Below are 23697 nucleotides of genomic sequence, written 5' to 3'. Positions count from 1 at the left end.
CCCTGTTTTCCTTCTCTCAACGCTAGTCGGACCAGATGCCTCCGTCGAGCAGCGCTACGGCGCTGTCGAGGATGCCATCACTGGTATCAGCAACGGCAATTTCCACGGTGACTGGTACGCCCGGTTGCACGGGAACCGAACATGTGAGGGCGGTGGTCATCCCGTCCATGGCGGTGTTGAATCCGCTTGCTCCGGCGGCATTGTCAATGTAATAGCTTTCATTCGTGTGATCGTTGACGTTGTTCACGCTGATTGGGCTCTGGGTACCGGGTACCAATGCGCAGTTGGTTCCGTTGACGAAGACGCCCATGACGTCGTTGTAGGCGCTGCCCACGTATTCGGGGTATTCCTCGCTGGCAAAGAAGTAACGCACATGGAGGGTGTCGCCTGAAGGAACGATTTTGGCCCAGTAGGAGGCTGCATCAAAAGTGGGCAGATCGCCGATGAAGTTGGACAGCGTGGCGTTTCCTGGTGTTCCCAGATCGCTGGACGCCTGCTGTTCGGGTGTGCCAACGGAGTTCTGCATGTTGCCCGTGGACAGGATCCATGCGGCGCCACCGGGACCATAGTCAGTTGCCCTGCCCCACTGGGACGAGTCACCTGCTCCGCCGTCTTCTTCCACGGCGATGCCGTCGCCGAATACTTCCTCAGAGACGTCGCCAACGGGCGGTGTGGGCTTGCAGAGGTCACCTTCCCAAAGAACCAGGTTCTTGGTGATCTCCTTCTTCCACTCGTCTGTCAGCTTCATGCCGAAGACCTCGACGCCGGCAATCACGCCTATGCGGCCAGCCAGGCCTACCTCGTGTGCACAGGTTTCCGGACCGGTGGCGTAGTTGGCGTATGCGTCGAATCCACCCGTAAGTCCCGCGATTCCATACAGCTTTGCGGTCAGAGTGGGTCCGATGGTTACTGAAGATTCACTGGTCAGCTGAGGGCCTTGGAATGTTGCTTCGGCGTTGCCGCCATACTCAGCGACGGGCTGGAAATTGCCGTCTTTGTAGGACATGCCAACCGTAGTGGTTGCAGATGCTGCAGCCGTGACGTAGGTATCTGCGGTCCATTCGCTCTTCGCCTTGAGGTCGATTGAGGAGATGAACTGAATGTCTACAGGGACTGGGCCAACTTGGATATGCGCCCAGGTATTGACCGTGCCAAGGTTCTTTTCCGCGGTTCCGGTCAGCGTTCCCGTTGCGCGTGCAGTTGTTTCGGCGGACAAACCAGTGTCCAGCGTGAACTTCGCTTCCTTCAGTGACGCCCAGTGAATATCCACTTCTGCGTTGACAGCAGAATCAACACCGACTTCACTGCTGAGTGCCAGAGTTCCGGTGCCCTCCACATCCACGGTCTTCCACGCAGTTCCTGTGACGGATTTGCTCAGGGTGTCAGAGAATTTGAACGTTTTCTCGAAGATAGGCAGGGACACGTCACTTGGGGTGGCCAACTCGTCCGCTGGAATTCGACCGCCGTTACGGTTCAAGGGAGCCGCGGAGGCCTGCCCGTTATCAACAATGTCCACACCATCCGCTGGAATGAACTCCTGCTTCACGATGGTGGTGGTGGGGGTGACCAAACCGTTGGTGTCGTAAATGGCGTCCGGCAGGGTGGCCTGTTGGACAACAGCTGTCTGTTTTCCGTCCGGAGCATTAGTAACCTGCTGGACGCGAACCAACATTCCGTCCGGAGTAAACTCCGAGAAACCAGAAACAAGTACGTTGCCGGGGTCGATATCCGGTGCTCCCGCACCCACGGAGTTGAACGTGATGGTTGTATCGCCCTGAATGTATTCCTGTGCCAAGGTGTTGGTATCAATCACCAGGGTATCCGGCGAGGTCACAACACCATCCGCTGCAGGGGGCAAAGATAAGCGGTACAAGTATGCCGCCATGGCGTCACGGTTGATGGGTGAGAGCGGGCGGTAGGAAGCCGTGCCGTCTCCGTTATCCCAACCGGTAGCGATTCCCTTCGCATGGAGCCAGGAAATCTCGGTGTAGAACTGCGTCGTGCTGGTGATGTCAGAGAAGGGTGGCGTTGCTGGTGCCTGGAAATCAGGCTTGTTTTCAAAGCGGTAGAGGAAGGCCGCCATGGCGTCGCGGTTGATCGGGGCCGTAGGGCGGTACTCCCGTTTACCGTTTCCCACATCCCACCCGGTGGAGATGTCCTCCTGGTGAAGCCATGCCATTTCCTTGTAGTGCTGCTGGCCGGGGCTGACATCCTGGAACGGGGAGGTGCTTGGTGCTGTGAACTCCGGCGATCCTGCCAGCCGGTAGAGGAACGCGGCCATTGCATCACGATTGATTGCGGTCAAAGGACGGTATGTTCCGTCGGACCAGCCGGTGGAGATGCCTTCATTTGCCAGCCAGGACATTTCTTTCGCAAACATCATGCCTGCGGGTACGTCGGTGAATGTCACGGCATTTTCTGTTTCGCCGGCGGCTGTCGCTGCTGTCTGGCCGGTAAGTACCAAGGAGGCACAAAAAATGCCGACCATGGCGGTTCGGCTGGATCGGGAAAAGAGGGACCTTCGGGGGTGCCCCGCTTTGGGGCTGGGCATAGGCGTATCAGGTGACGTGCTCAAGGGGCGCTCTCTCATAAAACATAAAATGGTCTCCCGCCAATTGCCTCATTGGCGGGAGACCCGGGTGCGAACGGAATTACTGCGAGTCATTTATGGCTGATTTGCGATACTGAGCTATCGCCAAGTGGGCGTTTCTTTACTGCTCCAGCAGGCTTTGCGTGTAAGCAAATTTAGCTGTTGCCGTGATCATAAAGGTCTTTTAGTTATTAAGTCCATACACACCGCGAATATGAAGCAAGGCACCTGTCTGTTGCAGTGTCAACAAAGCGGGACAACCACATCACGTCTGTGCGGGCAATGCCTGACTAGCTGTCACTAAAGCAGGTCAAGGACAGCGCGGACGATGCTGTCGGTGTCCACCCCGTGGTAGCGATAGACGTCGTCAATACCGCCCGCCTGGCCGAAGGTGTCGACGCCGAGGTTGCGGCTTCTGACTTGGTGCACGTTGGCGAGGAACGCCAGTGTGTGGGGGTGACCGTCCAGCACCGTGACCATGGGGACGGCGCGCTCGGAGGGCAGGATTTGCTCCAGGATCCAGGACGGTGCGTCCTGGTTCTGTCCGTTGCGACCCTGCAGCGCCTCGTACAGAAGGCCGGGACTCGTAACGCAGACAACGTCCACGGTGGTGCCTTGGGCGGCGAGCCGCTCGGAGGCCGCAAGCGCCTCCGGGACCAGGGCGCCCATGGCGACGATCGTCGCCGACGGCGTCGCGGCCGCGCGCAGCATGTAGCCGCCAGCCACCGCTTGGCGACGGCGACGCTCACGGGCGGCAGGATCCTCCGGGACGGCGGCCAGTTGCTGGTCGACGGGTTTTGTGGAAAGACGCAGGTACGCGGATTTGCCGTCCGAGCGTCCGAGTTGGGACATGGAGGCGAGCAACGTCCACTCGACGTCGATCGCGAAGGCCGGTTCGTAGCTGGTGCAGCCGGGCTGTTCCAAGCCGATGGAAGGCGTCTTGATGGACTGGTGGGCACCGCCTTCGGGTGCCAGCGTCACGCCCGACGGAGTCCCTACCAGGATCGACTGCCCTCCGGCATAGATACCGTAGGACCATGGTTCCAAGGCTCGCTCAACGAACGGGTCATAGAGCACGCCGATCGGGAACAACGGCTGGCCCCAACGGCTCCAGGTTGCGCCAAGCTCGCCCAGGAGGCTGACAAGGTTGACCTCGGCTATGCCGAGTTCGATGTGCTGCCCTGTGGGCTTTTCCCGCCAGTGCATGACCGTCTCGCTGTCGTCGCTGAACCAGTTCCGGCGCTCTTCCACTGACCAGACGCCCACCTTGTTCAGCCAGCCGGCGAGGTTGGTGCTGGAGCTCACGTCCGGGCTGACGGTGACCAACCGGCGCGCCACTTCGGGCGCCGCACGGGTGACGTCGAGCAGGGTACGGCCCAGAGCCGCCTGTGTGGTTGCAGTGCCCGAGGGCGTCCTGCCGAAATCAGCCGGTACTGAGGGCGGGGCGACAGCAGGCTGCGCGGAGCGCTGAAGGGTTTCGGCCGTCATTCCCACCAGTTGCCCCTCGGTGCTTGCGGGGTCGAACCGCGTCCAAGGCGCGTCGGGGTTCTCGCCCATTCCGTGGGCGAGTTGTCGGTACTGATCGATAGTAAGCAGCGAGGAGTGGTTCTGCGGATGGCCTTCGGTGGGCAGCCCGTTGCCCTTGACGGTGTAGGCGATGATCACGGTGGGGCGGGTGTCATCGATCTGCGCGTAGGCCTCGCGCAACGCGGCAAGGTCGTGCCCGCCCAGGTTCCTGATGGCCCGCGTCAGGATCTGGTCCTCGACGCCGGCAATAAGTTCCGCGATGGCCGCACCCCCGGCGCCCTCACCCGGGAGCCTGCGGCGCAGCTCCTCGGCGGAGCAACGCAGAAGCCGCTGGTATTCGGGATTGGACATGTCAACAATGCGTGCCCGGAGTGCATCGCCTCCTGGCCTGGCCATGAGACTTTCCAAAAGATGGCCGAAACGCACGGTAATGACCTGCCAACCAGCGGCCGCGAAGAGGCGCTCAATCTTGCCCGCGGCAATGTTTGGCACCACCCGGTCAAGGGACTGCCTGTTCAGGTCTACGATCCAGACGACCTCGCCGAGATCCGCAACATTCGAGTCCAGCACGGCTTCCCAGACAGCGCCCTCGTCCAGTTCGGCGTCGCCGACCAGCGAGTACTGGCGCCCACGGTTCGGTGTGCCGCTTACGGTCTCGATGTAACGCCGCGAGATGGCACCCCAGATCGGCGCGGTGGCCCCGATACCGACAGAGCCAGTGGAGTAGTCAACGGGATCCGGATCCTTGGAACGGCTGGGGTAGCTCTGCAGCCCGCCGAACTCACGCAGCGTCGTGAGGTACTTTTCATCCAAGCTGCCCAACAGGTAGTTGATGCTGTGGAGCACCGGCGAGGCGTGGGGCTTCACCGAGACACGGTCCTCGGCGCGGAGCTGCCCGAACCAGAGCGAGGTCATGATCGTGGCAATGGAGGCACTCGAGGCCTGGTGCCCGCCCACCTTGATGCCGGATGTGTTGGGCCGCACTTTGTTTGCGTGGTGGATGATGGACGTCGCAAGCCACAGGACACGGCGTTCTATCACAGCAAGTGCTTCCAGCTGGGGGTCGTCGAGGGGCGGGACGGTCTTCGCCGCCAAGTCATCATTGACTGGGGTCAGGTTCATGGGATGCCTTAAGGGTGTGTTGGTGGTCCAGGGGTGGCGCGAGCAGTTATTGGGAGATCAGTAGTCCTCGCTTGAGGACTCCAAGGGGTGTTGCGAGAGTGCTGATGTCCTGCATGGGGTCCTCCGCCGTGACGATGAGGTCGGCCCACAGACCGGGCCGGATGCGACCCACTTGCGTCTCCATCCCAAGCATGTCGGCGGCTTCACACGTGGCAGATTTCAGTGCATGCTGTGCTGCCAGTCCGGCGTCGACATAGCGTTCCAACTCGCGGGCAAGAAGATCAAAGGTGACGTGGGCAGGGCCGGCGTCCGTCCCTGCCACGATTGACACGCCGGAGCGGAGGAACTCGGTCACGTTGGTAAACCGCGATTCCAACCGCGCCACCACATTGCGGTCCTGGGGGTTGGATAGTACTGGGTGGCCCTCTCGCAACTGCCGGGAAACGATGTCCGCTGAAATGACGGTGGGCACAATGTGGATCCCGGCATCGGCCGCCCTTCGCAATAGCTCGCGATCGGGAGCGCACTGCTCGTCCGGCCCCAGCATCGAGGCATGTTCCAGGGAGTGCACGCGTGCCTCGATGCACGCGGCCATTGAGGAACTGGCATGGGCATGGGCTGCAGTCCTCATGCCGTAGGAGCCGGCGATGACCACCGCCTCCCGGAGCAGGACGGGATCGAATTCAAAGACGCTTGGACTGGTTCCGGGAGTAAATCCGCCGCCGCTGGCCATGAGCTTGATCCAGGTGGCGCCGGCCGCGTGCTGTTCGGCGATGATGGCCTCGATATCCTCACGGGTGCGTACCTCTCCGTTCATGTCGTGACCGTGCCCGCCCACGCGACAGATCGGCGCACCGCAATGAACCACGGTGGCGACATCTGACACCATGCCCAGGGCTGCCCTCATGGGAGCAAGCAGGTGCCTGGGTGTCCCGCAGTCCCGTACCGTGGTTATTCCGGCACGAAGCGCAATCCGCGCATTCGCCACCACCTGCGCAACGATCTCGTCATCGCTGCTGCCCTGATAGGTTCCCTTCGGGTCATCACCACCATCGAAGGCCAAGTGAACATGGGCATCCATGAGTCCGGGGGCCACGAACCTGCCCTTAAGATCCAGGACGCTGCCCATGCCCGGTTCACTGCCGGCAGGAACAATACGGGAGATCTGTCCTGCCTTTAGCCACACATCGCTCAGGGAACCGGACGTCCCCGACTCGGGATCAACAACACGTGCATTGAGCAGCACGGTGACGTCGTCGCCTGTCCGGGCCGCGCGGCTGACGCTGTACGGTACGGGGCGGTCGGCCACATCAAAAGTGATGGTCATGTTAGTTGCTCCTTGGGCTTACGTGCAGCGAGTAGGTTTCGTCCAGCAATTCCCTGAGCGCGTCAGCGGCGAGGCGTACGTCTTCCGTGTCAACGTCCAGATGGGTGACGGCACGAATCGTGGACGGGCCAAAGGCGCCCATCCGGATCCCGCTGGTCTGCAGCAGGCGATCCACCAGCACGTGCGCGGTGACAGGGAAATCGACCAGGTCAAAGAGGACAATATTTGTTTGGACTGTTAGCGGATCGATCGAAATATGAGGGTTGACAGCAAGCAGTTCAGCCAGCAGGCGGGCATTCCCATGGTCATCTGCGAGCCTGTCCACGTTGTTGCGGAGGGCAAACGTACCCGCTGCCGCCACAATGCCTGATTGACGCATGGAGCCACCCCACCGTTGCTTGAGCCGCCAGGCCTCATTGATGAAATCAGCGTCGCCTGCCAGCACGGCTCCTATTGGGGCGCCCAGTCCTTTGCTGAGGTCCAGCCAGACTGAGTCGAACGGGGCACAAAAATCGTGGGCAGATACGCCAGTGGACACCACCGCATTGAGCAGGCGGGCGCCATCCATGTGGGTTTTTATCCGGTGAGCCCGTGCCACATTCGTCACTGACGTGATGCCCTCCAGCGACCAGCATGTGCCGCCTCCGAGGTTGGACGGCTGCTCTATGGAGAGCACCGCATTCCGGGCGAATGATCTCCCCTCGGGGCGGAGCGCCGCTTCAAGCTGGGCAACCGAGAACACGCCGTGGTCTGCTTTGATCGGCCTGTACAGGGCACCGGCCAGGGCGGGCGCCCCGGTTTCCTCATGGCACAGCGAATGCGCGGTCTCGTCAACAAGAATCGCGTCGCCAGGGCGGCAGTGCAGAGCATAGGCGATCTGGTTGCACATCGTTCCTGATGGCAGGAAGACAGCTTCCTCCTTGCCCAGAAGCTCCCGTGCCAGGGCAACCAGTTCGTTGGTGGAGGGGTCTTCACCCTTTTGTTCGTCCCCGACTTCGGCGTTGGCCATGGCCTGGCGCATGGCTTTTGTTGGCCGGGTAATAGTGTCGCTGAAAAGGTCGATTCTGATGGGGTAGCTTGATCCGACGGGAATCACTGTGCGGCCTTGGGCGCCTTGGCAGTGCGGGGCTGGAACAACTTGTACCCGTCCCGTGGAATGCCCACGCGAACGTGCGGGGAATCCGTGCGCTCACGGGTTTCGACCACCAAGGACTGCTCGCCGACGCCCACCCTGTACCGGAAATGGTGGCCGTGATAGGACCTCTCAAGGACGGGCCCGTTGACAGTCATTTCGTAGCCGTCAGACGACGCATCGTCAGGCAACAACGCCAGCGCTTCCGGACGAACGGCAACCACGACGCCGTCGGAATCAATGGCGGATGGTACGTGGATCGCTTGGTCCAACCCGTCGATCTTGATCGTCAGGATTCCCTTTGAGCGGCCAATCACTGTTCCCTCCAGCAAGTTGCTGGTGCCAACAAAATCAGCAACAAAGAGATCGGCAGGATCGTTGTAGATCTGCTCCGGCGTACCAATCTGCCGGACGGTTCCGGCCGACATGACAGCAATTTTGTCGCTCATTGCCAGGGCTTCGTCTTGATCGTGGGTCACAAACACCGTGGTCACGCCAATCTTGCGTTGCAACTGAAGCAACCAATCGCGAGTACGTTCCCGCAGCTTGGCATCAAGATTGGAAAACGGCTCGTCCAGGAGCAGCAAGCGCGGAGGGAAAGCCAAGGCGCGCGCCAGCGCCACTCGTTGCTGCTGACCGCCGGAGAGCTGATGCGGATAGCGGTCTGCCTGATCAGAGAGGTCAACCAGCTCGAGCACTTCATCGACGCGTCTGCGTAGGGCCTCGGGCTTGTAGCGTCGCAGCCGCAGCGGATAGCCCACATTGTCGCGGACCTTCATATGCGGCCACACGGCATAGGACTGGAAAACCACGCCGCAGTCGCGGCGTTCCGGCGGCAGGAAGGCGGAGGAATCGTGGTTGAACAAGGTCTGGTCGCCCACAACAATGCTGCCGCCGTCCGGCTTGAGCAGTCCTGCGATGGACCAGAGCGTTGTGGATTTGCCGCAGCCGCTTGGCCCAAGCAACGTCAGTATCTGTCCGTCGGTGGCTGTCACCGAAACGTTGTCCAGGACCGTCAGACGGCCAAGCTTCTTGGTGAGATTGGTGATGACCAGATCAGACATTAGGGCGAACTCCAAACAGAATGCGTCCTGCGCCCAGGACAGCTGCGGTGATGACGAGTTGGATGACTCCGAGGGCGGCCACGGTGCCGCCGAGGCCATTTGCTGCGATCTGAAGCATGGCCAGTCCCAGAACCTGGGTTTCAGGGGTTACCAGGAAAACTGCGGCGTCGGCTTCGTTGAGCATTGCTACAAACAGCAGGACATATGAGATGCCCATGGCTGGCCTCAGGAGGCTGAGGATGATGGTGCGCATCGCCGTCCACCAATCCGCCCCGGCCGAGCGCGCGGCGCGGTCCAGGTCCGCACCCAGTGCGGCAAGTGAGGGATAGAACGCGGCGTAGCCCATGGCTAGCGCCCGCACCCCGAAAGCGATACCCACCGCCCAAAGTGTGGCCCTGAATGTTCCGGACTGGTCCAGGATGGCAAACGTCCAGAAGAAGGCCATGCCGGTGATCAAGCCCGGGACGGCACGGGGATAAAGCACGATGTGCTCCAGGGATCCACGGAACCGGAAGCTGGAACGGTGGGCAACCAAGGCGATGACGGCGATGCAGGCCGTCGCGATGGCAGCGCCGACTGTGGCAATCAGCAAGCTGTTGCCAATAGCTCCGGTGTAGAGCGGGTTGGTCAAAATCGCGGAGAAGTGGTCAAGCGTCAGCAGGCTGAACGGGTTGATCGCGGGGGTCAGAACAGCGGTGACGGAGGCGAGAACCACCCCGCTGAGCGGCACCAGGGTTGCGCAACCCAGAACAATTCCGACGCCGGCGGACAGCAACCAGCCAAAGGCGCCTAATTTGACGACGTTTGCCGGCCTGGATGACTTGCCGCCGGTGGTGGTGAAGCGGGCGAGGTCGCCGGCCAGGCGGTTGCGCAGCAACAGCAGCAAAGTGACGGCGAGCAACAACATGACCGCTCCTGCAGGCAGAACTCCTCCACCGCCGTCGGCGCTTCCGGTCCACTGCCGGTACAGGTACGTGGACATCATGTCGATGTTCTTTGAAGTACCAAGGATGAGCGGAATTCCCAGCGTTTCCAGCGCCAACGCGAAGACCAGCAGCCCGGAGTTGAGTAGTGCCGGGCGCAGCAACGGCAGAGTCACCGTGATCAAGGCACGGAAGGGACCGGCGCCGCTGCAACGGGCCGCTTCCTCGAGTGTGGAATCACCTGAGGACAGCGTCCCGCGGGCAAAGAGATAGACCACAGGCGAGCCGAGGACAGTACCCATGACCACCATTCCCGCAACACTGTAGAGGTCAAACGGGACAGTGAACGGTGTGTACTGTTCCAGTAAATGTGTGGCATATCCGTTTTTCGACCACATTGACTGCCACCCCACGATGAGCACTAGTCCAGGCAGGACCAAGGGCAGGACGATCAGGGCTGAGTAGAGCTTCCGCAGCGGGAGGTCGGTGCGGGCTACCAACAAGGCCACTGTGGTTCCAACCAGAACTGAGCCGATGGTGGCGAAGACGGCGAACTGGAGACTGTTGGCGACGGCTGACCACCAAAGTGGATCGGTCGCCAGTTTACGGAAGTTGTCCAGGGTGCCGCTGCCGCCGCCCTCATAGAGCGGCGTGGACCACAGTGATGACCAGATGATCGGCACGATCGGGCCGAGGATCAGCAGGACTGCGAGGATCCAGACGCCGTAGTGGATGACTTTCTCCGGCAGCCATGCCCGTTTGATGTTTCCTGCAGCCGGAGCCGGAGGCGGGGCCTTGGGGTCTGTCAGTGTGGAGCTGCTCATCGCCCGAATGCTTCTTTCCAGCGGTTCTTGAAGGCCGGTGCATCGTTCACCAGGGCCTCATCCCACTTGGCGATGTTGATGTTCTCCGCACCCAATTGTTCTGTTACTTTCGCGAGGTTCACCGGGCAGTCCACCCCGTCCAGGTAGGGCGCGAACCCGCCGGCGCAACCGGCTGTCTGGCCGGCCTTGTCAATCAGGAAGTTGAGGAACACTTTGGCCGCGTTGGGTGACTTACCCCCGGTTGTTGCTCCGGCACCGCGGGGCATGAAGGGCGATCCATCCTTGAAGAACTTGTAGTTCAGCACCTTGGCGGTAGCGCCTGTGAGTAGTGGCCGGGTAGCGCCGGACTGGAAGTAGGACATGGTGTACTCGCCCTGCAGGAGTTTGTTGTACATGGGTCCTGCACTGGCTTCCACCTTGGTGTTCTTTCCGAGTTGATCCAGGACGTCCCATCCGGCCTCTCCCGCCTTGGCTATGTAGGCGTGATTTACCGTGTAGCCAAACTCCGTAGTGCCGTCGTAGGTGACGATCTTCCCTGTGAGTTTGGGGTCGCCGGACATCTTGGCGAGTGCTTCAAGGGAATCGGGCTGTTCGGATTCGGGCAGGAGGGTGGTGTTGATCAGCGCCATGACCGGGTTCAGTTCCATTGCGAAGACACCGGGGGCGAGTTTCGCGAAGTCGGGCAGCGGCGCCGCAGCAGGTGGTGTGAAGTCCTGGATGTCACCACGCTTGACCAGATCCAGGAAGTTCGCGCCTTGGAGGCTGACGATGACGTCCGCCGTCTTTCCACCGGTGGCTTTCTCGTTGAGATACCGCTGAAAGCTTTCGGTGCCGCCAAGGCTGATGTAGCTGGTCTTGATATCGGGGTACTGGGTTTGGAAAGCAGCCAGGACCGGTTTCATGGTGGCCTCATTCGCCTCGCCGTAAACCAAAAGCGAGCCTTCCTTGCGGGCAGCATCCAGAATTGCCGGATCCATAGCTGCGGCCGTCGGAATGTCCGTCTTGGCGGCGTAGGCGTTGGGGACGTCATTCCCGGTGCTGCAGCCTGTCAGGGCTGCGAAGCCGCAAAGTGCGGCAACAGCGACTAGTGCACGGCGTTTCATGTGGGACTCCTTTGTCACGGCACTGAACTTTGGGTTGGGACGGTGCTTTGAGTTATCGCGTGGGATGGAAACTCGCGGAAGGGGCGCCGCTGGCGCCCGGGAAAACCTGTCCATCGGGGTGTCTCGTTCTTGCGTTGTTTCTCTTGGTCTACGAGCCACCTTGGCGTCCCGTAAGTGAATCGGCATCGGCTGTGAAGTACTTTTGGCCGGTGCTTGTGTTGCGGAGGAATCTTCGCGTGTCTGCCAGGGTGAGGCATCGCTGTCTCGCGTCAGCTGGCGTTTCCTTAAGTGAAGTTCTGTGATCCGCAGGTTGTTCTTAAACTTTGGCACGTAGCGGGCTATTGCGCAATAAGTGAATGCGACTAATCTTGTGAACATGAAAAAGTCCTCCACCGCCCCGGAGCGCGGCACTAGGCCGCGGAACCGGCGCGCCCTGATTCTTGCTGCTGCAGGTGACCTCTTCGCGCAGAAGGGATATCCCCAGGTCAGCATGACCGATGTAGCCAAGGCGATGGCAGTGCAGCCATCCGCCCTCTATAGACATTTCCCGGGCAAGGGTGAGCTTCTTCGCGAGGCAGTGGTGGCCAGCCTCGAGCCCGTTTTGGATAGCATCACCCAGACGCCCGACGGCGACCTCGAACAGTTGATCACGGCGCTGGGGCGGGCAATTCTGGTGCACCGGGAGAACGGCGTGCTGTGGGAGCGGGAATCCCGCCATCTCCCGCCTGCCGTCCGCTTCGATATTGCCAGCGGTATCAAGTTCGCCATCAGTGGCAAGCTACAGTCCGGCAGCTCCGCTCTGCCCGCTGCCGAGGCGGACCTGCGCGCGTGGGCCATGTTTGCGGCAATGATCAGTGTGTCGCACGACCCAAACCGGCTCTCCAGCGCGGACGAAGAATCCCAGCTGACCACGCTCGCCCGCACACTACTGGTCATGCCAATGCCCCCGATCAAAGCGGCGGCGAATCACCGTAGCGGGCCCCTTGACTTGCCGCGCACCCGCCGCGAGGCGTTGCTGGCAGCCTCAATCCGGCAGTTCGCTGCGAACGGGTTTGACGCCGTCAGCCTTGACGACATCGGCGCTGAAGTTGGAGTGGCGGGTCCCAGCATTTACCGCCATTTCGACAGTAAGGCGGAAATGCTTGCCGCAGCACTGCATCGCGCCAAGGAAGTGCGGTGGATGGACATGTCGCAGGCTCTCACTGAAGCCGCCGATGCGGCCGAGGCGCTGGAGCGCATCCTTTCCTCATACATTGCGTTCTCCTTGGGAAGCCCTGAATTCCTGCAATTGGCAGTGTCCGAACGTCCGCACCTTCCCGAACGGGAGTTGCGAAACTTGATGGAGGCCCAGGGTGACTACATCACCGATGTGGCCTCGCTGGTCCAGGACGTTTACCCCGGCGCCGATCAGGAAGTGGTGAGGACCAGGGTGAAAGCGGCGTTGCACGTGATCAGCAGCGTTGTCCGCACCCCGTTCCTCCGGGACATCCGCGGCATCCAGGAAATTCTTGAACAGATTGCCAAGGGCCTCATCGCTCCCACGCCGCAGTGAGGGGCCGCGCGCCCTCCAGTCCACTTACTGCCTGAGTTTTCCGGCCGCATTCCATTAGAAATGAGATCTTGCGCACAAAGCATCTCAGTCATAAGATAATGACTACTGAAGTAATCTGCATCACTTCAAAGCTCATTCTGAGACAGGTGCCTAAGGCAGCCCTGATCACCAGGGTCCACGCATAGCGGGGCCGACTGTTCGCAAAATTACCTGGAGGCACAATATGAGTGCAGTGGTCGCACAACCATCGGGCGCGAGTTCTCCGAGGAAGGTCGCCTTCGCGAGCCTCATCGGCACGACTATCGAGTGGTACGACTTCTTTATCTACAGCACCGCAGCGGTGCTCGTTTTTCACCACCTCTTCTTTCCTGGCTTCGACCCGACAACCGGGACCCTGCTTGCGTTCTCGACTTTCGCGGCCGGCTTCGTCGCCCGTCCCCTTGGGGCCATCGTCTTCGGCCACTTCGGTGACAGGGCAGGCCGGAAGCCGATGATGGTCCTCACCATCCTGATCATGGGGATTGCCACAGTAGCCATTGGACTACTGCCCACATACGACTCGATAGGCGTGTTCGCCCCAATTCTGCTGGTTGTACTGCGGCTGACCCAAGGATTCGCACTCGGGGGAGAGTGGGGCGGTGCAGTACTGATGGCTACCGAACATTCCCCCGAGGGCAAGCGAGGCTATTTCGGCAGCTGGCCGCAGGCAGGCGTTGCAGTCGGGCTGATCCTGGCCATGACGTTGTACATACCCTTGGAGTCGATGTCGGAGGACGCCTTCATGGCCTGGGGCTGGCGGGTCCCGTTCCTTCTCAGCGCGGTACTGGTTATCACTGGCCTGGTTATTCGTGTGAAGGTCGCAGAGAGCCCGGAGTTCGATCGAGTCAAGGCTGACCACGGCGTTGTGCGTCTGCCTGTAGTCGAGGTGCTTCGGACACACCCCAAGCAAGTGTTCCTTGTAGCCGGTGCCAGTCTGGCACCGGGAATCTTCTTCTACCTGATCACCGTGTACAACTTTGTTTACGCAGGGAAGTCCGGAGATCTGGACTCGACGGCGATGTTGGTCCTGGTGATCGTCACCTCCGCGATTGGCTTCGTAGTTACCCCGATCGCCGGTGCGCTCTCAGACAAATTCGGCGGGCAGCGGGTGTACTTGTGGGGCCTTGCGCTCATCGTCATCGTTGCTTTCCCCTTGTATTTTGCCCTTGATGGGGGCACTTATGGCCTCATCGCCGTGTGCTACGTTGCGGCAACGGTGGCCGTCTATATCCCATGGGCACTGTCACCGGCATACTTCTCAACCGCCTTTGACGCAAAGGTCCGCTATAGCGGGTTGTCCTTGGCTACTACTCTTGGCAATCTCTTCGGCAGCGCCATTGCGCCCCTTATTGCCGGTGCCCTGTTTGCTGCGACAAATGCGTCTGTCTCGACGTCGCTTTACGTCTTCGTCGCTGGAACGGTGTCCATCACTTGCGCTGTTTTGCTCGGTCGGGTCATACGAAAGAAGGCATCGCGGGCTGGGAGACGCAGCGATGCGATCGGGGCTGATGAGGTCCCCTCATCCACGTATTCGGAGTGACACAAGGCATTCCGCTGTATCAAACGCCAACAAAGGAAGGAACTACCATGAGCGGCAACGATCAACAGTTCAAAACATTCACCCTGGAACGAGCAACACCCACCATCGGGGCGTACATCCATGGATTGGATCTACGTGAAGAGATCACCCCGGAATGCCGGACGGAACTACGGGAAGCTTTCCTCGAGCACCAAGTACTGTTTCTCCGCGATCAGCACATCACGCCGGATGATCAAATCGAATTCGCCAAGGTTTTCGGCGACCCCCAGGAAGTAAGTGCGTTCTTCCCCTCCCTCCCCGAATATCCGCACATTGAGGTGCTGGAGTCGCGTGGCCGGGCTGCGGGGACCGACGTCTGGCACTCGGACTTGACCTGGCAGGCGACGCCGAATTCCGCTACCTGCCTCCACGCCCAGGAAATTCCTCCGTGCGGCGGAGATACGCTCTGGGCGAGTATGACTGCCGCGTATGACGCTCTGCCGGAGAACGTGAAAAGCGTCATTGACGGGCTTGAGGGGGTGCACGACTGGGAAAAGGAACTCACCGGAGTTGTCCGCCAGGGTCCCGACGGCGAGGCGCGCTACGACGAGACCCGGCGGAAGTATCCACCCATGACGCACCCTGTTGTGCGTAAGCATCCGGAAACCGGTCGAAAGCTTGTCTACGTCAACGCGTTGTTCACCACCCGGCTTACGGGCATTTCCACCCAGCTGGGGGACTCGCTGAGAAACATGCTCACCGACCTCGCCAGGACTCCGGAATACCAGGTTCGTTTCCGTTGGGAACCGAACTCCCTGGTGATCTGGGACAACCGATCCACCCAACATTACGCGGTGGGGGACTACCACCCGCACTACCGACTGATGCACCGGGTCACCCTGAAGGGCGACCGCCCGGCATAGTCCGGGCCCGAACCGTGCCGGGCGGCCTGTTGCGGGCCGCCCGGCAAAAAGCCCCCTACCGGGCGAACGCGAAAGAAGGCTGACCAATGCGAGGCCAGAAATTAGGGGCAGGGCTGATAGCCCAGAGCCAGTCCGCCCTTCCACCCTTTATATTGCATCAGCCCACTTCGCTCGGAGTTGCTGTGGCTCTTGCCCGGCAGCATCCAGAGGCTGTGATTGCGGCGGGTTGTTCGGACCTGGTGGCGCAATTCCGCGAGGGATTGGAGCCGGAGGTGCTGATTTCCGTGCGACGGATCAAGGAATTGCGGGCCATATCGAATAATGCCGGGGTTCTGCGCATTGGTTCCTTGGTGAGACACGCTGAAGGCAGCAGAAGCCCGGAAATACTGTCCACCCTGCCTGCCCTGGCAGCAGCCTGGGGATCAATTGCCACAGTTCGAATCCGCTATCGCGGCACCCTCGGAGGCAATCTCCTGTCCCGTCGATATAGATACGAAATGCCTGTCATTCTGGCGGCGCTGGGTGGGCAGATGCAGTTTCAAGGGGGTGACGTTGAATCCCTGCCCGTCTTCTCACTGTGGGACCAGGACTCACTCCGGGACCGGAACCTTGGCAACGCAGGCATTCTGACCGCCGTCGCCGTCGACACTGCGTCCCTGTTGTGGTTCGGCTACGAGCGGTCAATGCGCCCGGTGAGCACCGTGTCCCTCGCTGTACGAAAGGACCCTGTGGCCGGCCTCACCGTTTCTGCTGTCTGTGGCAGTGAATACCGGCAGCCTTTCGTGCTGTCACATACTGCCGAGGCAACTGACATCGCCGAGCTTGACCCGGTCTCCGTGGGCGGGGTTTTGGCGGCTCAGCTTCCGGACGAGGCGGGCGACTACGCGGGGTCCATCGACTACCGCCGACACTTGGTGGGCGTTCTCTGCCGCCGTCTCCTTGCCCAAGCAACCGGTAACCAAAGGAAAGGATAGCCAGCCATGAACCTTGAATCACCGGAATCAAGCGAGCAAGCATTCACCCACAAGGTTGAATTCGAGCTGAACGGAAGCCCGGAACGGCATCGTGTCCCTACGAGTGCCACGGTCTTGGACCTGCTTCGCAACAGCTGCGGTAAACAGGGGGTCCGTGCGTCGTGTGAGCGCAGTGTCTGCGGTGCCTGCACTGTTTTGGTTGATGACCTTCCTGTAGCTGCGTGTTCCACGTTTGCCTTCGATGTTGACGGTACGCGTGTTGAAACCGTTGAGGGCTTGGCAGCCCAGGACGGCACGTTGAGTGCCCAACAGCAGGCATTCAGGGAATGTGGCGGCTTCCAGTGCGGCTTCTGCACATCCGGCATGCTGATGCTGACCACGGGGCTGCTGCGGCAGAATCCGCAACCGGACCGGGACCTGATCCGGGAATGGATCAGTTCGAACACCTGCCGTTGTACGGGCTACGAGATGATCTTGGAATCCGTGGAGCGTGCCGCAGAACTGGCCTCAGACAAGCAGCAGGATCAGGATTTCGAATGACCGGGTTCGTGAATCCTTGCACTCCGGACGATGCGCCGATCGTGGGACGCGACCACCCACGCCTGGACAGCACCGCGAAGGTAACCGGCCGTGCCGTCTACACGGTGGACATTGTGAAGCCCGGGATGCTTCACGCGAAGGTCTTGCGAAGCCCGCACGCGCATGCCCGGATTCTGAGCATCGATGCTTCGGCCGCCCGCTCCCTGCCAGGAGTCACTGCCGTGGTCACCCGGGAGGAAATCACCGGACTGCACTCGTACGGCACCTACGTCAAAGACCAGCCGATTGTGGCCACAGAGTCGGTCCGCTATGTTGGCGACGTCGTCGCTGCAGTGGCCGCAGTGGACGAACGCACCGCTTTCGCAGCACTGGATTTGATCCGTGTTGAGTACGGGCAACTGCCGGCTGTCTTTGATGTGAGAGCAGCGATGGAGCCCTCCGCGCCCGCCATTTTTCCCGACCAGCCCTTCGCCGCCTATCCCGAGTACGGCGATGGAGCCTCGGGAGCGGCACACACTGCCCACAACGTGAGCTACGAATTCCGCTACGAAACGGGAGAGGAGAGCGTCTGGGCGGATTGCGACTACATCTTCGAGGACACCTTTACCTTCTCCCGCATGAACCACATGCACCTGGAGCCCTTTGCCACGGTTGCCGAGGCGACAGAGAACGAAATCGAAGTGTGGACCTCTACTCAGAGCCCTTTCCCAATGCGCAAGGAACTGGCGAGGGTTTTTGGGCTGCCTGAAAACGACATTCGGGTCAACGTCCCACTCCTGGGCGGCGGCTTTGGCGCCAAGAACGGCCCAAAAACGGAGGCGATCGCCATCCGGCTCTCACAGTTGTCGGGTGGGCAGCCGGTGCGTTACTGCATGAGCACAGAGGAAGTCTTCCTGACACTGAGCCAGCATGACGCCATCCTCACGGTCACATCGGGGCTCAAGGCTGACGGCGAGTTCATGGCGCGCAAGTCGCGTGTGCTGCTCAACGGTGGGGCTTATGCGGATGCCAGCCCGCTGGTGGCGGAGAAAGCGGGCTATCGGATGCCCGGGGCCTACCGCTGGAAGCGTATTGATTCCGTTTGCCAAGCAGTGATCACCAACTCCGTTCCTGCCGGCGCCTACCGTGGTTTCGGCGCAACGCAGGCCACCTGGGCCAGTGAGCGCCAGGTTGACCTGATCGCCGAACGGCTGGGTTTTGATCCCCTTGAGCTTCGACTAAAAAACGCCAAGGAATTGGGGGAGGAGTTCGTACCAGGAGAAACGCCCATCGATTCGGACCTTAGGCATGGCCTGAACCTGGTGGCGGACGCCATCGGTTATCGCGACCGTACGCGCTCAAGTAATCGTGGCATGGGCGTGGCCATCGGCATCAAAGATGGTGGCGGCGTCAACAAGCCTGCCCAAGCCAGGGTGAAGGTGACCACCAACGGCGATGTGTTCCTGAATTGCGCCCTGGTGGAAATGGGCCAAGGCGGTCATTCGGCGTTGTGCCAGATCGTGGCGGAGACGCTCGGATGCGATCCGAAGCGGGTGAAGTATGCCGCTATTGACACCGACAACACCCCTTTCGACCAAGGCACCAACGCCTCTTCGGGCATCGCAGTCATGGGTCATGCCGTCCTGCAGGCTGCAGAGCGAGTGAAGTGTTCCGTTCTGGACATGGCGGCCGAACACCTGATGCTGGACCGGCAGTCGATCCGTTTGGACAACTGGCACATCGTCGATGCTGAAGGCATCACCTATGAGCTCCCGCCGCTGATTATGGACAGATTCGGCGGAACGGGATTCGAGTTTACGGCGGACGGCTACTACAAGGTCCGTAACTCCAGCAGCGCACCCCTGGAAGCACCCTGCATTTTTTGGGAGATCGGTTGGGCAGCTGCCGAAGTGGAGGTTGATCCGGAAACCGGTCGGGTGGAGCTTTTGCAGCTGGTGGTCAGTGGGGACGCCGGCAAGGTGGTGAACAAGTTGGGTTGCCGCGGCCAGGACGAGGGCGCAGCGGTCTTCGGGCTGGCGCAGGCACTCTTCGAGGAACTGCGTTACGACGACGGTGTGCTGCTGAATGGTGAGGCGCTCCTCTATCGGGTGCCTTTGGCTGAGGACATTCCCCGGCGCTTTTCCTCCATTACCCAGGAACAGGGCCATGGGGCCGGACCCTTTGGGACCAAGGGGATGGGCGAAGGGGGCATGCTGCCCATTGCTCCAGCGATTGCCCAAGCCATCGCTGACGCAACCGGGGCACAGCTGACATCGTTGCCCATGACGCCTGAACGCGTCTACAACGGCATCCGCGCTGCGCGTGTGCGCCAAGGCGGGGCTGATGGAAATGCGTGAGGTGATGGAGGCGCTGGAGAAATCATTGCTGGGCGATCAACATGTCGCCTTGGCCACGGTGGTCCGCACGGAGGGCTCCGCGCCACGGGCAGTCGGAACGTCCATGCTTGTCACCGAAGACGGATCGCCGGTCGGTTCCGTTTCAGGTGGATGCATTGAGGCAAGTGTGATCGAAGCAGCAGCCGGGGTCCTCGCCAGCGGGGTTCCGGAGCTTTACCGATTTGGCATTTCAGACGACGACGGGTTCGGCATCGGGCTGACGTGCGGCGGCAGCGTTGAGATCTTCATCCAAAAGTACGCTCCGGGCTCCTGCGCACAGTTTGCTTCACTGCAGAGGGCGCTGAATGAAAATCTGCCCTGCGCCATGGTCACCATTTTCGACGGCGTACCTGGCCTGGTGGGTCGATCCGAAGTGGTGCTGCAAACTGCGGATGTCGAAGAGCTGTTTGAAGGTACCGCACTTGCTCCCGACGCCGTCAGCGCCGTCGGGGTTGCAGTCCAGGAGGCAATAGCCTCCGGAAGTACGACGTCGGTCACTCTCCTGGCGGATACCGGTACCGAAAAGCCGTTGTCCTTGCTGATCGATGTCTACCGTCCTGCCCGTAGGCTGCTGATCTTCGGGGCCATCGATTTCTCCGCCTCCTTGGCCCAGTTGGGGGCTTTCCTTGGCTTTCACGTCACTGTTTGCGATGCCCGATCTGTGTTCGCGACAGCCGAGCGTATTCCCGCAGCCCATGAGATCGTGGTCGATCAACCGGCGCGCTACCTGCAGGAAGAAATCGCTCTGGGCAGGCTCGCCCCTGATGCCGCTATCTGTGTGTTGACCCATGATGCCAAGTTCGATGTTCCGGTCCTTGATGTAGCCCTAAGACACGGTTTTGCGTACATCGGCGCGATGGGCTCACGCCGAACTGCCAGTGACCGCCGGGAGCGGCTGATTGGCTTGGGCCACACTGATCGGTCGGTGGAACCTCTCCGCTCGCCCATCGGCTTGGGCCTTTCCGCTTCCACTCCCGCTGAAACCGCGGTCTCCATCATGGCGGAGATCATCGCTGCCAAGAGCCAGAGCTCAGGCCTGCCCTTGGCGCACACCAGCGAGCCGATCCATAGAGATGCGCTGGAGCACGCAGATCCAAAGCCACATTAACTTTGAACCTAAATATCTTGACAGAAAGTATCTTACTACTGATATTCTTTTTGTATGACGTAGTTCACAGGATTGGTACGCACCACCCTTGAGCGGCACGCATGAATTGACGCCGTGGGAAAGACAGAGAGATGAACGGAAGCCGATGATGAATACGGACAGCCTGGTGGATACGCGGGATGAAATTTACGTGGGCGGCGTGTGGACCCGAGGCAGCGGCGCACTGATCGAATCCGTGAATCCCGCTAACTCAGAGGTATTCGCCACCCTCCATGGAGCAACGACGGCGGATGTGGACGCCGCGGTAGCTGCTGGCCTGAAAGCCGTGGAAGAGTCCGGATGGGCAAAAAAACTCCCTCACGAACGTGCCGCTGTCCTCCACCGCATCAGCTCAGCGATTGAGGCCAATGCTGACCGCATTGCCGAACTGCAGACGCTGGATACGGGTAAGACACTTGTGGAAACCAAGGCGCTCGCCATGAGCGCGGCAGCCACGTTCCGCTTCACTGCCTCCGCCCTGGAAACCATGGAGGACGCACTGACGTCCCCTCGCGGGAACTACCTCAGCATGTCCACCTATGAGGCGATCGGCGTAGTAGGAGCCATCACGCCATGGAACTCGCCGATTGCCAGTGACGCACAAAAAGTTGCTCCGGCACTCGCGGCGGGAAACGCAGTCCTGGTGAAGCCACCCGTCTGGGCTCCCTGGGTTTCGCTCCTGTTGGCGCGGATTTGTGAGGAGGCAGGACTTCCGGCAGGTCTGCTGTCCGTCCTCCCCGGCCCCGGCCGCGTCATTGGCGATGCGATTGCCCGGCACCCAGACGTTGGCAAGATTTCCTTCACGGGTGGCACTTCCACGGGGCGCCAGCTGGGCCATATTGCGGCGGAGAAAATCATGCCGATCACCTTGGAACTGGGCGGGAAATCGCCCACCATTATTTTTGCTGATGCTGACGTGGACCAGGCTGTGGCCGGCGTGCTTTATGGCATCTTCTCTTCGAGCGGTCAGAGCTGCATTGCCGGCTCGCGCGTCTTCATTCAGCGATCGGTCTACGACGCCGTCGTCGAAAGACTGATCAAGGGTGCCGAAGCCCTGCGAATCGGACCGGGAACGGACCCAAGCACCCAAGTTGGGCCATTGGTTGCCCATGCCCACCGGGACGCCGTGGCCAGGATGGTTGAAGACGCGAGGCTGGCTGGTGCGCAGATCCTCTGCGGTGGCGCCGTGCCCAAGGAGCCCAGACTTCAAGCCGGTGCTTTTTATGAGCCCACCATCATTGCCGGTGTGAGCAACTCTGACGTCATTTGCCAGGAGGAAATCTTCGGGCCCGTGGCCGTGATCCTGCCGTTTGAGGATGAAGCGGACCTCATCCTTCAGGCCAACGACAGTGTCTTTGGTTTGGCCTGCGGAATCTGGACCGCTGACTACCGCCTGGCCTGGCGCACAGCGAGGGCTGTTTCGGCCGGCACCGTCTGGGTCAACACCTATAAGCAATTCAGTATCTCCACCCCGTTCAGCGGGCTTAAGGAAAGCGGTCTGGGCACCGAAAAGGGCCGGGACGGCATCCGATCCTATATGCACCAGAAGAGCATCTACATCGACCTCTCGGGTGCATCCATCCCATGGGCCGGTAACTAGGCCGGACAGGCTGCCACCATCTTGCTTTCGAAAGGTACGTCAATGAATGCTCACCCCTACAGCCCGGCCTTTGTGGCCGGGGGATTCGGCTTTGTCTCCGGCGCCTTGTCGGTTGATGAAAGTGGTACTGCTGTACCCGGCCGCTCTGAAGCACTGGTTGCCGCAGCCGCGAGGCTCTCCGAACGACTGGAAACCGTCGGCATGTCCTTGGCTGACGTCATTAAGACCACCTATTTCGTCACGGATGTGACGCTGCGGGACGAAGCGAACAGTCACTACGAGCAGCTGTTCGAGGAGCCGCGTCCGGCACGTTCGTTTGTGGAGGTCGCTGCCCTGCCCTATGGCGCCACGGTGGAAATCGAAGCAATCGCGCACCGGAGGAAATGAGGACCAATGAGCGTGGAAATTCAGAACCGTGCGGCGGTGACCCTTGATGTCCCCGAACCGAAAATACTGACACTCAGGGTGCACCAGAAAACCTGGGAGGCCGACGGCGTCATCCGGATTATGTTTGTTGATCCTGCGGGGGCGGCGCTCCCGCAGTGGCTTCCCGGTGCCCACCTGAGCCTGCATCTGCCCAATGGGCTTACTCGCGAATACTCCTTGTGTTCGGACCCGGAAGACTCCACCAGCTGGACCGTGGCCGTGCTGCGAACCCCTGATTCCCGCGGTGGCAGCAGGCTGATCCACGACGAGCTCCCCGTGGGAACGCTCATTAAGGTTGAGGGTCCGCGCAACAACTTCCAGCTTGACCATGCCGAACGCTATGCACTGGTAGCTGGCGGTATTGGCATCACCCCGATTATTTCCATGGTGCGGCGGTTGGAATCAGTCGGAGCTGACTGGTCCCTGCTGTATACCGGCCGGTCACGTTCAACCATGGCCTTCCTATCGGAGGTTTCAGGCCTGCCCCGGCACCGGATAAGCATCCACGCTGCCGACGAAGCCGACGGCAAATTCGCGGATCTCTCAAAGGCAGTCGGCTCGCTCCCGCCTGAAGCGCTGGTGTATGCCTGCGGCCCGGAATCATTGATGCAGGCTGTTGCCGGCGCCATGGCAGACGACTCGCAATTGAGAATTGAGCGGTTCAAAGCACCGGACATCGTGCCCGGACCGGAACTCGACCCGACAAGTTTCGACGTCATCTGCCACAGCACTGGTCAGCGGATCGCCGTTGGACCCGATGTTTCGGTTCTGGAGGCCCTCAACGATGCCGGCATCAACGTTCCCAGCTCATGCGCAGAGGGCATCTGCGGAACCTGTGAAACCGGAGTCATCGACGGGGACGTTGAGCACCGTGATTTCCTGCTTTCCCCGGCCGAACGGGCCGAGAACAAGTCAATGTTTGTTTGCGTCTCACGTTGCCGGTCCCGGGACCTGATTTTGGATCTCTAGTACGAACATCACTCGACTGAA

17 protein-coding genes are annotated in these 23697 nt (G+C 60.7%); 10 read left to right on the top strand and 7 right to left on the bottom strand.

Annotated elements, in window-relative coordinates; all coding sequences use genetic code 11:
- Positions 1 to 22 precede the first annotated feature (22 nt).
- The 7 genes from ACNAOT_RS18140 to ACNAOT_RS18110 form a co-directional block, all read right to left on the bottom strand.
- Positions 23 to 2590: a choice-of-anchor L domain-containing protein gene (locus ACNAOT_RS18140; protein WP_420178861.1), complete on the bottom strand. Its 2568-nt coding sequence runs from the start codon at positions 2588 to 2590 to the stop codon at positions 23 to 25.
- A 300-nt stretch (positions 2591 to 2890) separates the two neighbouring features.
- Positions 2891 to 5239: a transketolase-like TK C-terminal-containing protein gene (locus ACNAOT_RS18135; protein WP_420178860.1), complete on the bottom strand. Its 2349-nt coding sequence runs from the start codon at positions 5237 to 5239 to the stop codon at positions 2891 to 2893.
- 46 nt (positions 5240 to 5285) lie between these two features.
- The gene (locus tag ACNAOT_RS18130; RefSeq protein ID WP_420178859.1) at positions 5286 to 6566 is read right to left on the bottom strand and encodes an amidohydrolase family protein; all 1281 of its coding nucleotides are present in this window, start codon (positions 6564 to 6566) and stop codon (positions 5286 to 5288) included.
- A gap of 1 nt (position 6567) precedes the next feature.
- On the bottom strand, positions 6568 to 7662 hold the full coding sequence (locus tag ACNAOT_RS18125; protein ID WP_420178858.1) for a threonine aldolase family protein: 1095 nt from the start codon (positions 7660 to 7662) through the stop codon (positions 6568 to 6570).
- Positions 7659 to 8762 (bottom strand): ABC transporter ATP-binding protein, encoded by a 1104-nt coding sequence (locus ACNAOT_RS18120; protein WP_420178857.1) that lies wholly within the window; start codon positions 8760 to 8762, stop codon positions 7659 to 7661. Before ACNAOT_RS18120 ends, ACNAOT_RS18125 begins: the two co-directional genes overlap by 4 nt.
- Entirely contained in the window at positions 8755 to 10509 is a 1755-nt protein-coding gene (locus tag ACNAOT_RS18115; RefSeq protein ID WP_420178856.1) for an ABC transporter permease, read from the bottom strand. The genes ACNAOT_RS18120 and ACNAOT_RS18115 overlap by 8 nt, the downstream gene beginning before the upstream one ends.
- A complete protein-coding gene (locus ACNAOT_RS18110) occupies positions 10506 to 11612 on the bottom strand; it encodes an ABC transporter substrate-binding protein (protein ID WP_420178855.1) in 1107 nt (368 codons plus the stop codon). The genes ACNAOT_RS18115 and ACNAOT_RS18110 overlap by 4 nt, the downstream gene beginning before the upstream one ends.
- A gap of 376 nt (positions 11613 to 11988) precedes the next feature.
- On the opposite strand from ACNAOT_RS18110, the gene ACNAOT_RS18105 reads away from it, so the two are divergent.
- The 10 genes from ACNAOT_RS18105 (at position 11989) to ACNAOT_RS18060 (ending at position 23676) form a co-directional block, all read left to right on the top strand.
- Complete coding sequence (locus tag ACNAOT_RS18105) at positions 11989 to 13164, top strand: TetR/AcrR family transcriptional regulator (RefSeq protein WP_420178854.1); 1176 nt, start codon at positions 11989 to 11991, stop codon at positions 13162 to 13164.
- Positions 13165 to 13387: 223 nt separating this feature from the next.
- Positions 13388 to 14743, top strand: a complete 1356-nt coding sequence (locus ACNAOT_RS18100; RefSeq protein ID WP_420178853.1) for an MFS transporter — start codon at positions 13388 to 13390, stop codon at positions 14741 to 14743.
- A gap of 47 nt (positions 14744 to 14790) precedes the next feature.
- The gene (locus ACNAOT_RS18095) at positions 14791 to 15645 is read left to right on the top strand and encodes a TauD/TfdA dioxygenase family protein (RefSeq protein ID WP_420178852.1); all 855 of its coding nucleotides are present in this window, start codon (positions 14791 to 14793) and stop codon (positions 15643 to 15645) included.
- A 152-nt stretch (positions 15646 to 15797) separates the two neighbouring features.
- Entirely contained in the window at positions 15798 to 16619 is an 822-nt protein-coding gene (locus ACNAOT_RS18090; protein WP_420178851.1) for an FAD binding domain-containing protein, read from the top strand.
- Between the two features lie 6 nt (positions 16620 to 16625).
- Positions 16626 to 17159, top strand: coding sequence for a (2Fe-2S)-binding protein (locus ACNAOT_RS18085; RefSeq protein ID WP_420178850.1), 534 nt, complete (start codon positions 16626 to 16628; stop codon positions 17157 to 17159).
- Positions 17156 to 19495: a xanthine dehydrogenase family protein molybdopterin-binding subunit gene (locus tag ACNAOT_RS18080; protein ID WP_420178849.1), complete on the top strand. Its 2340-nt coding sequence runs from the start codon at positions 17156 to 17158 to the stop codon at positions 19493 to 19495. The genes ACNAOT_RS18085 and ACNAOT_RS18080 overlap by 4 nt, the downstream gene beginning before the upstream one ends.
- Entirely contained in the window at positions 19482 to 20642 is a 1161-nt protein-coding gene (locus ACNAOT_RS18075; RefSeq protein WP_420178848.1) for an XdhC family protein, read from the top strand. Before ACNAOT_RS18080 ends, ACNAOT_RS18075 begins: the two co-directional genes overlap by 14 nt.
- 145 nt (positions 20643 to 20787) lie before the next feature.
- A complete protein-coding gene (locus tag ACNAOT_RS18070) occupies positions 20788 to 22281 on the top strand; it encodes an aldehyde dehydrogenase (RefSeq protein WP_420178847.1) in 1494 nt (497 codons plus the stop codon).
- Positions 22282 to 22323: 42 nt separating this feature from the next.
- Positions 22324 to 22668 (top strand): RidA family protein, encoded by a 345-nt coding sequence (locus ACNAOT_RS18065; RefSeq protein ID WP_420178846.1) that lies wholly within the window; start codon positions 22324 to 22326, stop codon positions 22666 to 22668.
- A gap of 6 nt (positions 22669 to 22674) precedes the next feature.
- Positions 22675 to 23676 carry a PDR/VanB family oxidoreductase gene (locus ACNAOT_RS18060; protein WP_420178845.1) on the top strand — a complete coding sequence of 334 codons (1002 nt, stop codon included), beginning with the start codon at positions 22675 to 22677 and terminating at the stop codon, positions 23674 to 23676.
- Positions 23677 to 23697 lie beyond the last annotated feature (21 nt).

It is taken from the genome of Paenarthrobacter sp. TA1.8, from assembly GCF_048595705.1.
GTDB lineage: Bacteria > Actinomycetota > Actinomycetes > Actinomycetales > Micrococcaceae > Arthrobacter > Arthrobacter nitroguajacolicus.
The sequence above is the reverse complement of the archived record's forward strand: the minus strand, read 5'-3'. Positions and strand labels throughout refer to the sequence as shown.

Bases quoted from the DNA above. Each gene is read 5' to 3' on its own strand.
- ACNAOT_RS18060 (WP_420178845.1), top strand. From the start codon at position 22,675: ATGAGCGTGGAAATTCAGAACCGTGCGGCGGTGACCCTTGATGTCCCC.
- ACNAOT_RS18135 (WP_420178860.1), bottom strand. From the start codon at position 5,239: ATGAACCTGACCCCAGTCAATGATGACTTGGCGGCGAAGACCGTCCCG.
- ACNAOT_RS18105 (WP_420178854.1), top strand. From the start codon at position 11,989: ATGAAAAAGTCCTCCACCGCCCCGGAGCGCGGCACTAGGCCGCGGAAC.
- ACNAOT_RS18075 (WP_420178848.1), top strand. From the start codon at position 19,482: ATGGAAATGCGTGAGGTGATGGAGGCGCTGGAGAAATCATTGCTGGGC.
- ACNAOT_RS18070 (WP_420178847.1), top strand. From the start codon at position 20,788: ATGATGAATACGGACAGCCTGGTGGATACGCGGGATGAAATTTACGTG.
- ACNAOT_RS18140 (WP_420178861.1), bottom strand. From the start codon at position 2,590: ATGAGAGAGCGCCCCTTGAGCACGTCACCTGATACGCCTATGCCCAGC.
- ACNAOT_RS18065 (WP_420178846.1), top strand. From the start codon at position 22,324: ATGAATGCTCACCCCTACAGCCCGGCCTTTGTGGCCGGGGGATTCGGC.
- ACNAOT_RS18115 (WP_420178856.1), bottom strand. From the start codon at position 10,509: ATGAGCAGCTCCACACTGACAGACCCCAAGGCCCCGCCTCCGGCTCCG.
- ACNAOT_RS18120 (WP_420178857.1), bottom strand. From the start codon at position 8,762: ATGTCTGATCTGGTCATCACCAATCTCACCAAGAAGCTTGGCCGTCTG.
- ACNAOT_RS18100 (WP_420178853.1), top strand. From the start codon at position 13,388: ATGAGTGCAGTGGTCGCACAACCATCGGGCGCGAGTTCTCCGAGGAAG.
- ACNAOT_RS18080 (WP_420178849.1), top strand. From the start codon at position 17,156: ATGACCGGGTTCGTGAATCCTTGCACTCCGGACGATGCGCCGATCGTG.
- ACNAOT_RS18110 (WP_420178855.1), bottom strand. From the start codon at position 11,612: ATGAAACGCCGTGCACTAGTCGCTGTTGCCGCACTTTGCGGCTTCGCA.
- ACNAOT_RS18085 (WP_420178850.1), top strand. From the start codon at position 16,626: ATGAACCTTGAATCACCGGAATCAAGCGAGCAAGCATTCACCCACAAG.
- ACNAOT_RS18095 (WP_420178852.1), top strand. From the start codon at position 14,791: ATGAGCGGCAACGATCAACAGTTCAAAACATTCACCCTGGAACGAGCA.
- ACNAOT_RS18130 (WP_420178859.1), bottom strand. From the start codon at position 6,566: ATGACCATCACTTTTGATGTGGCCGACCGCCCCGTACCGTACAGCGTC.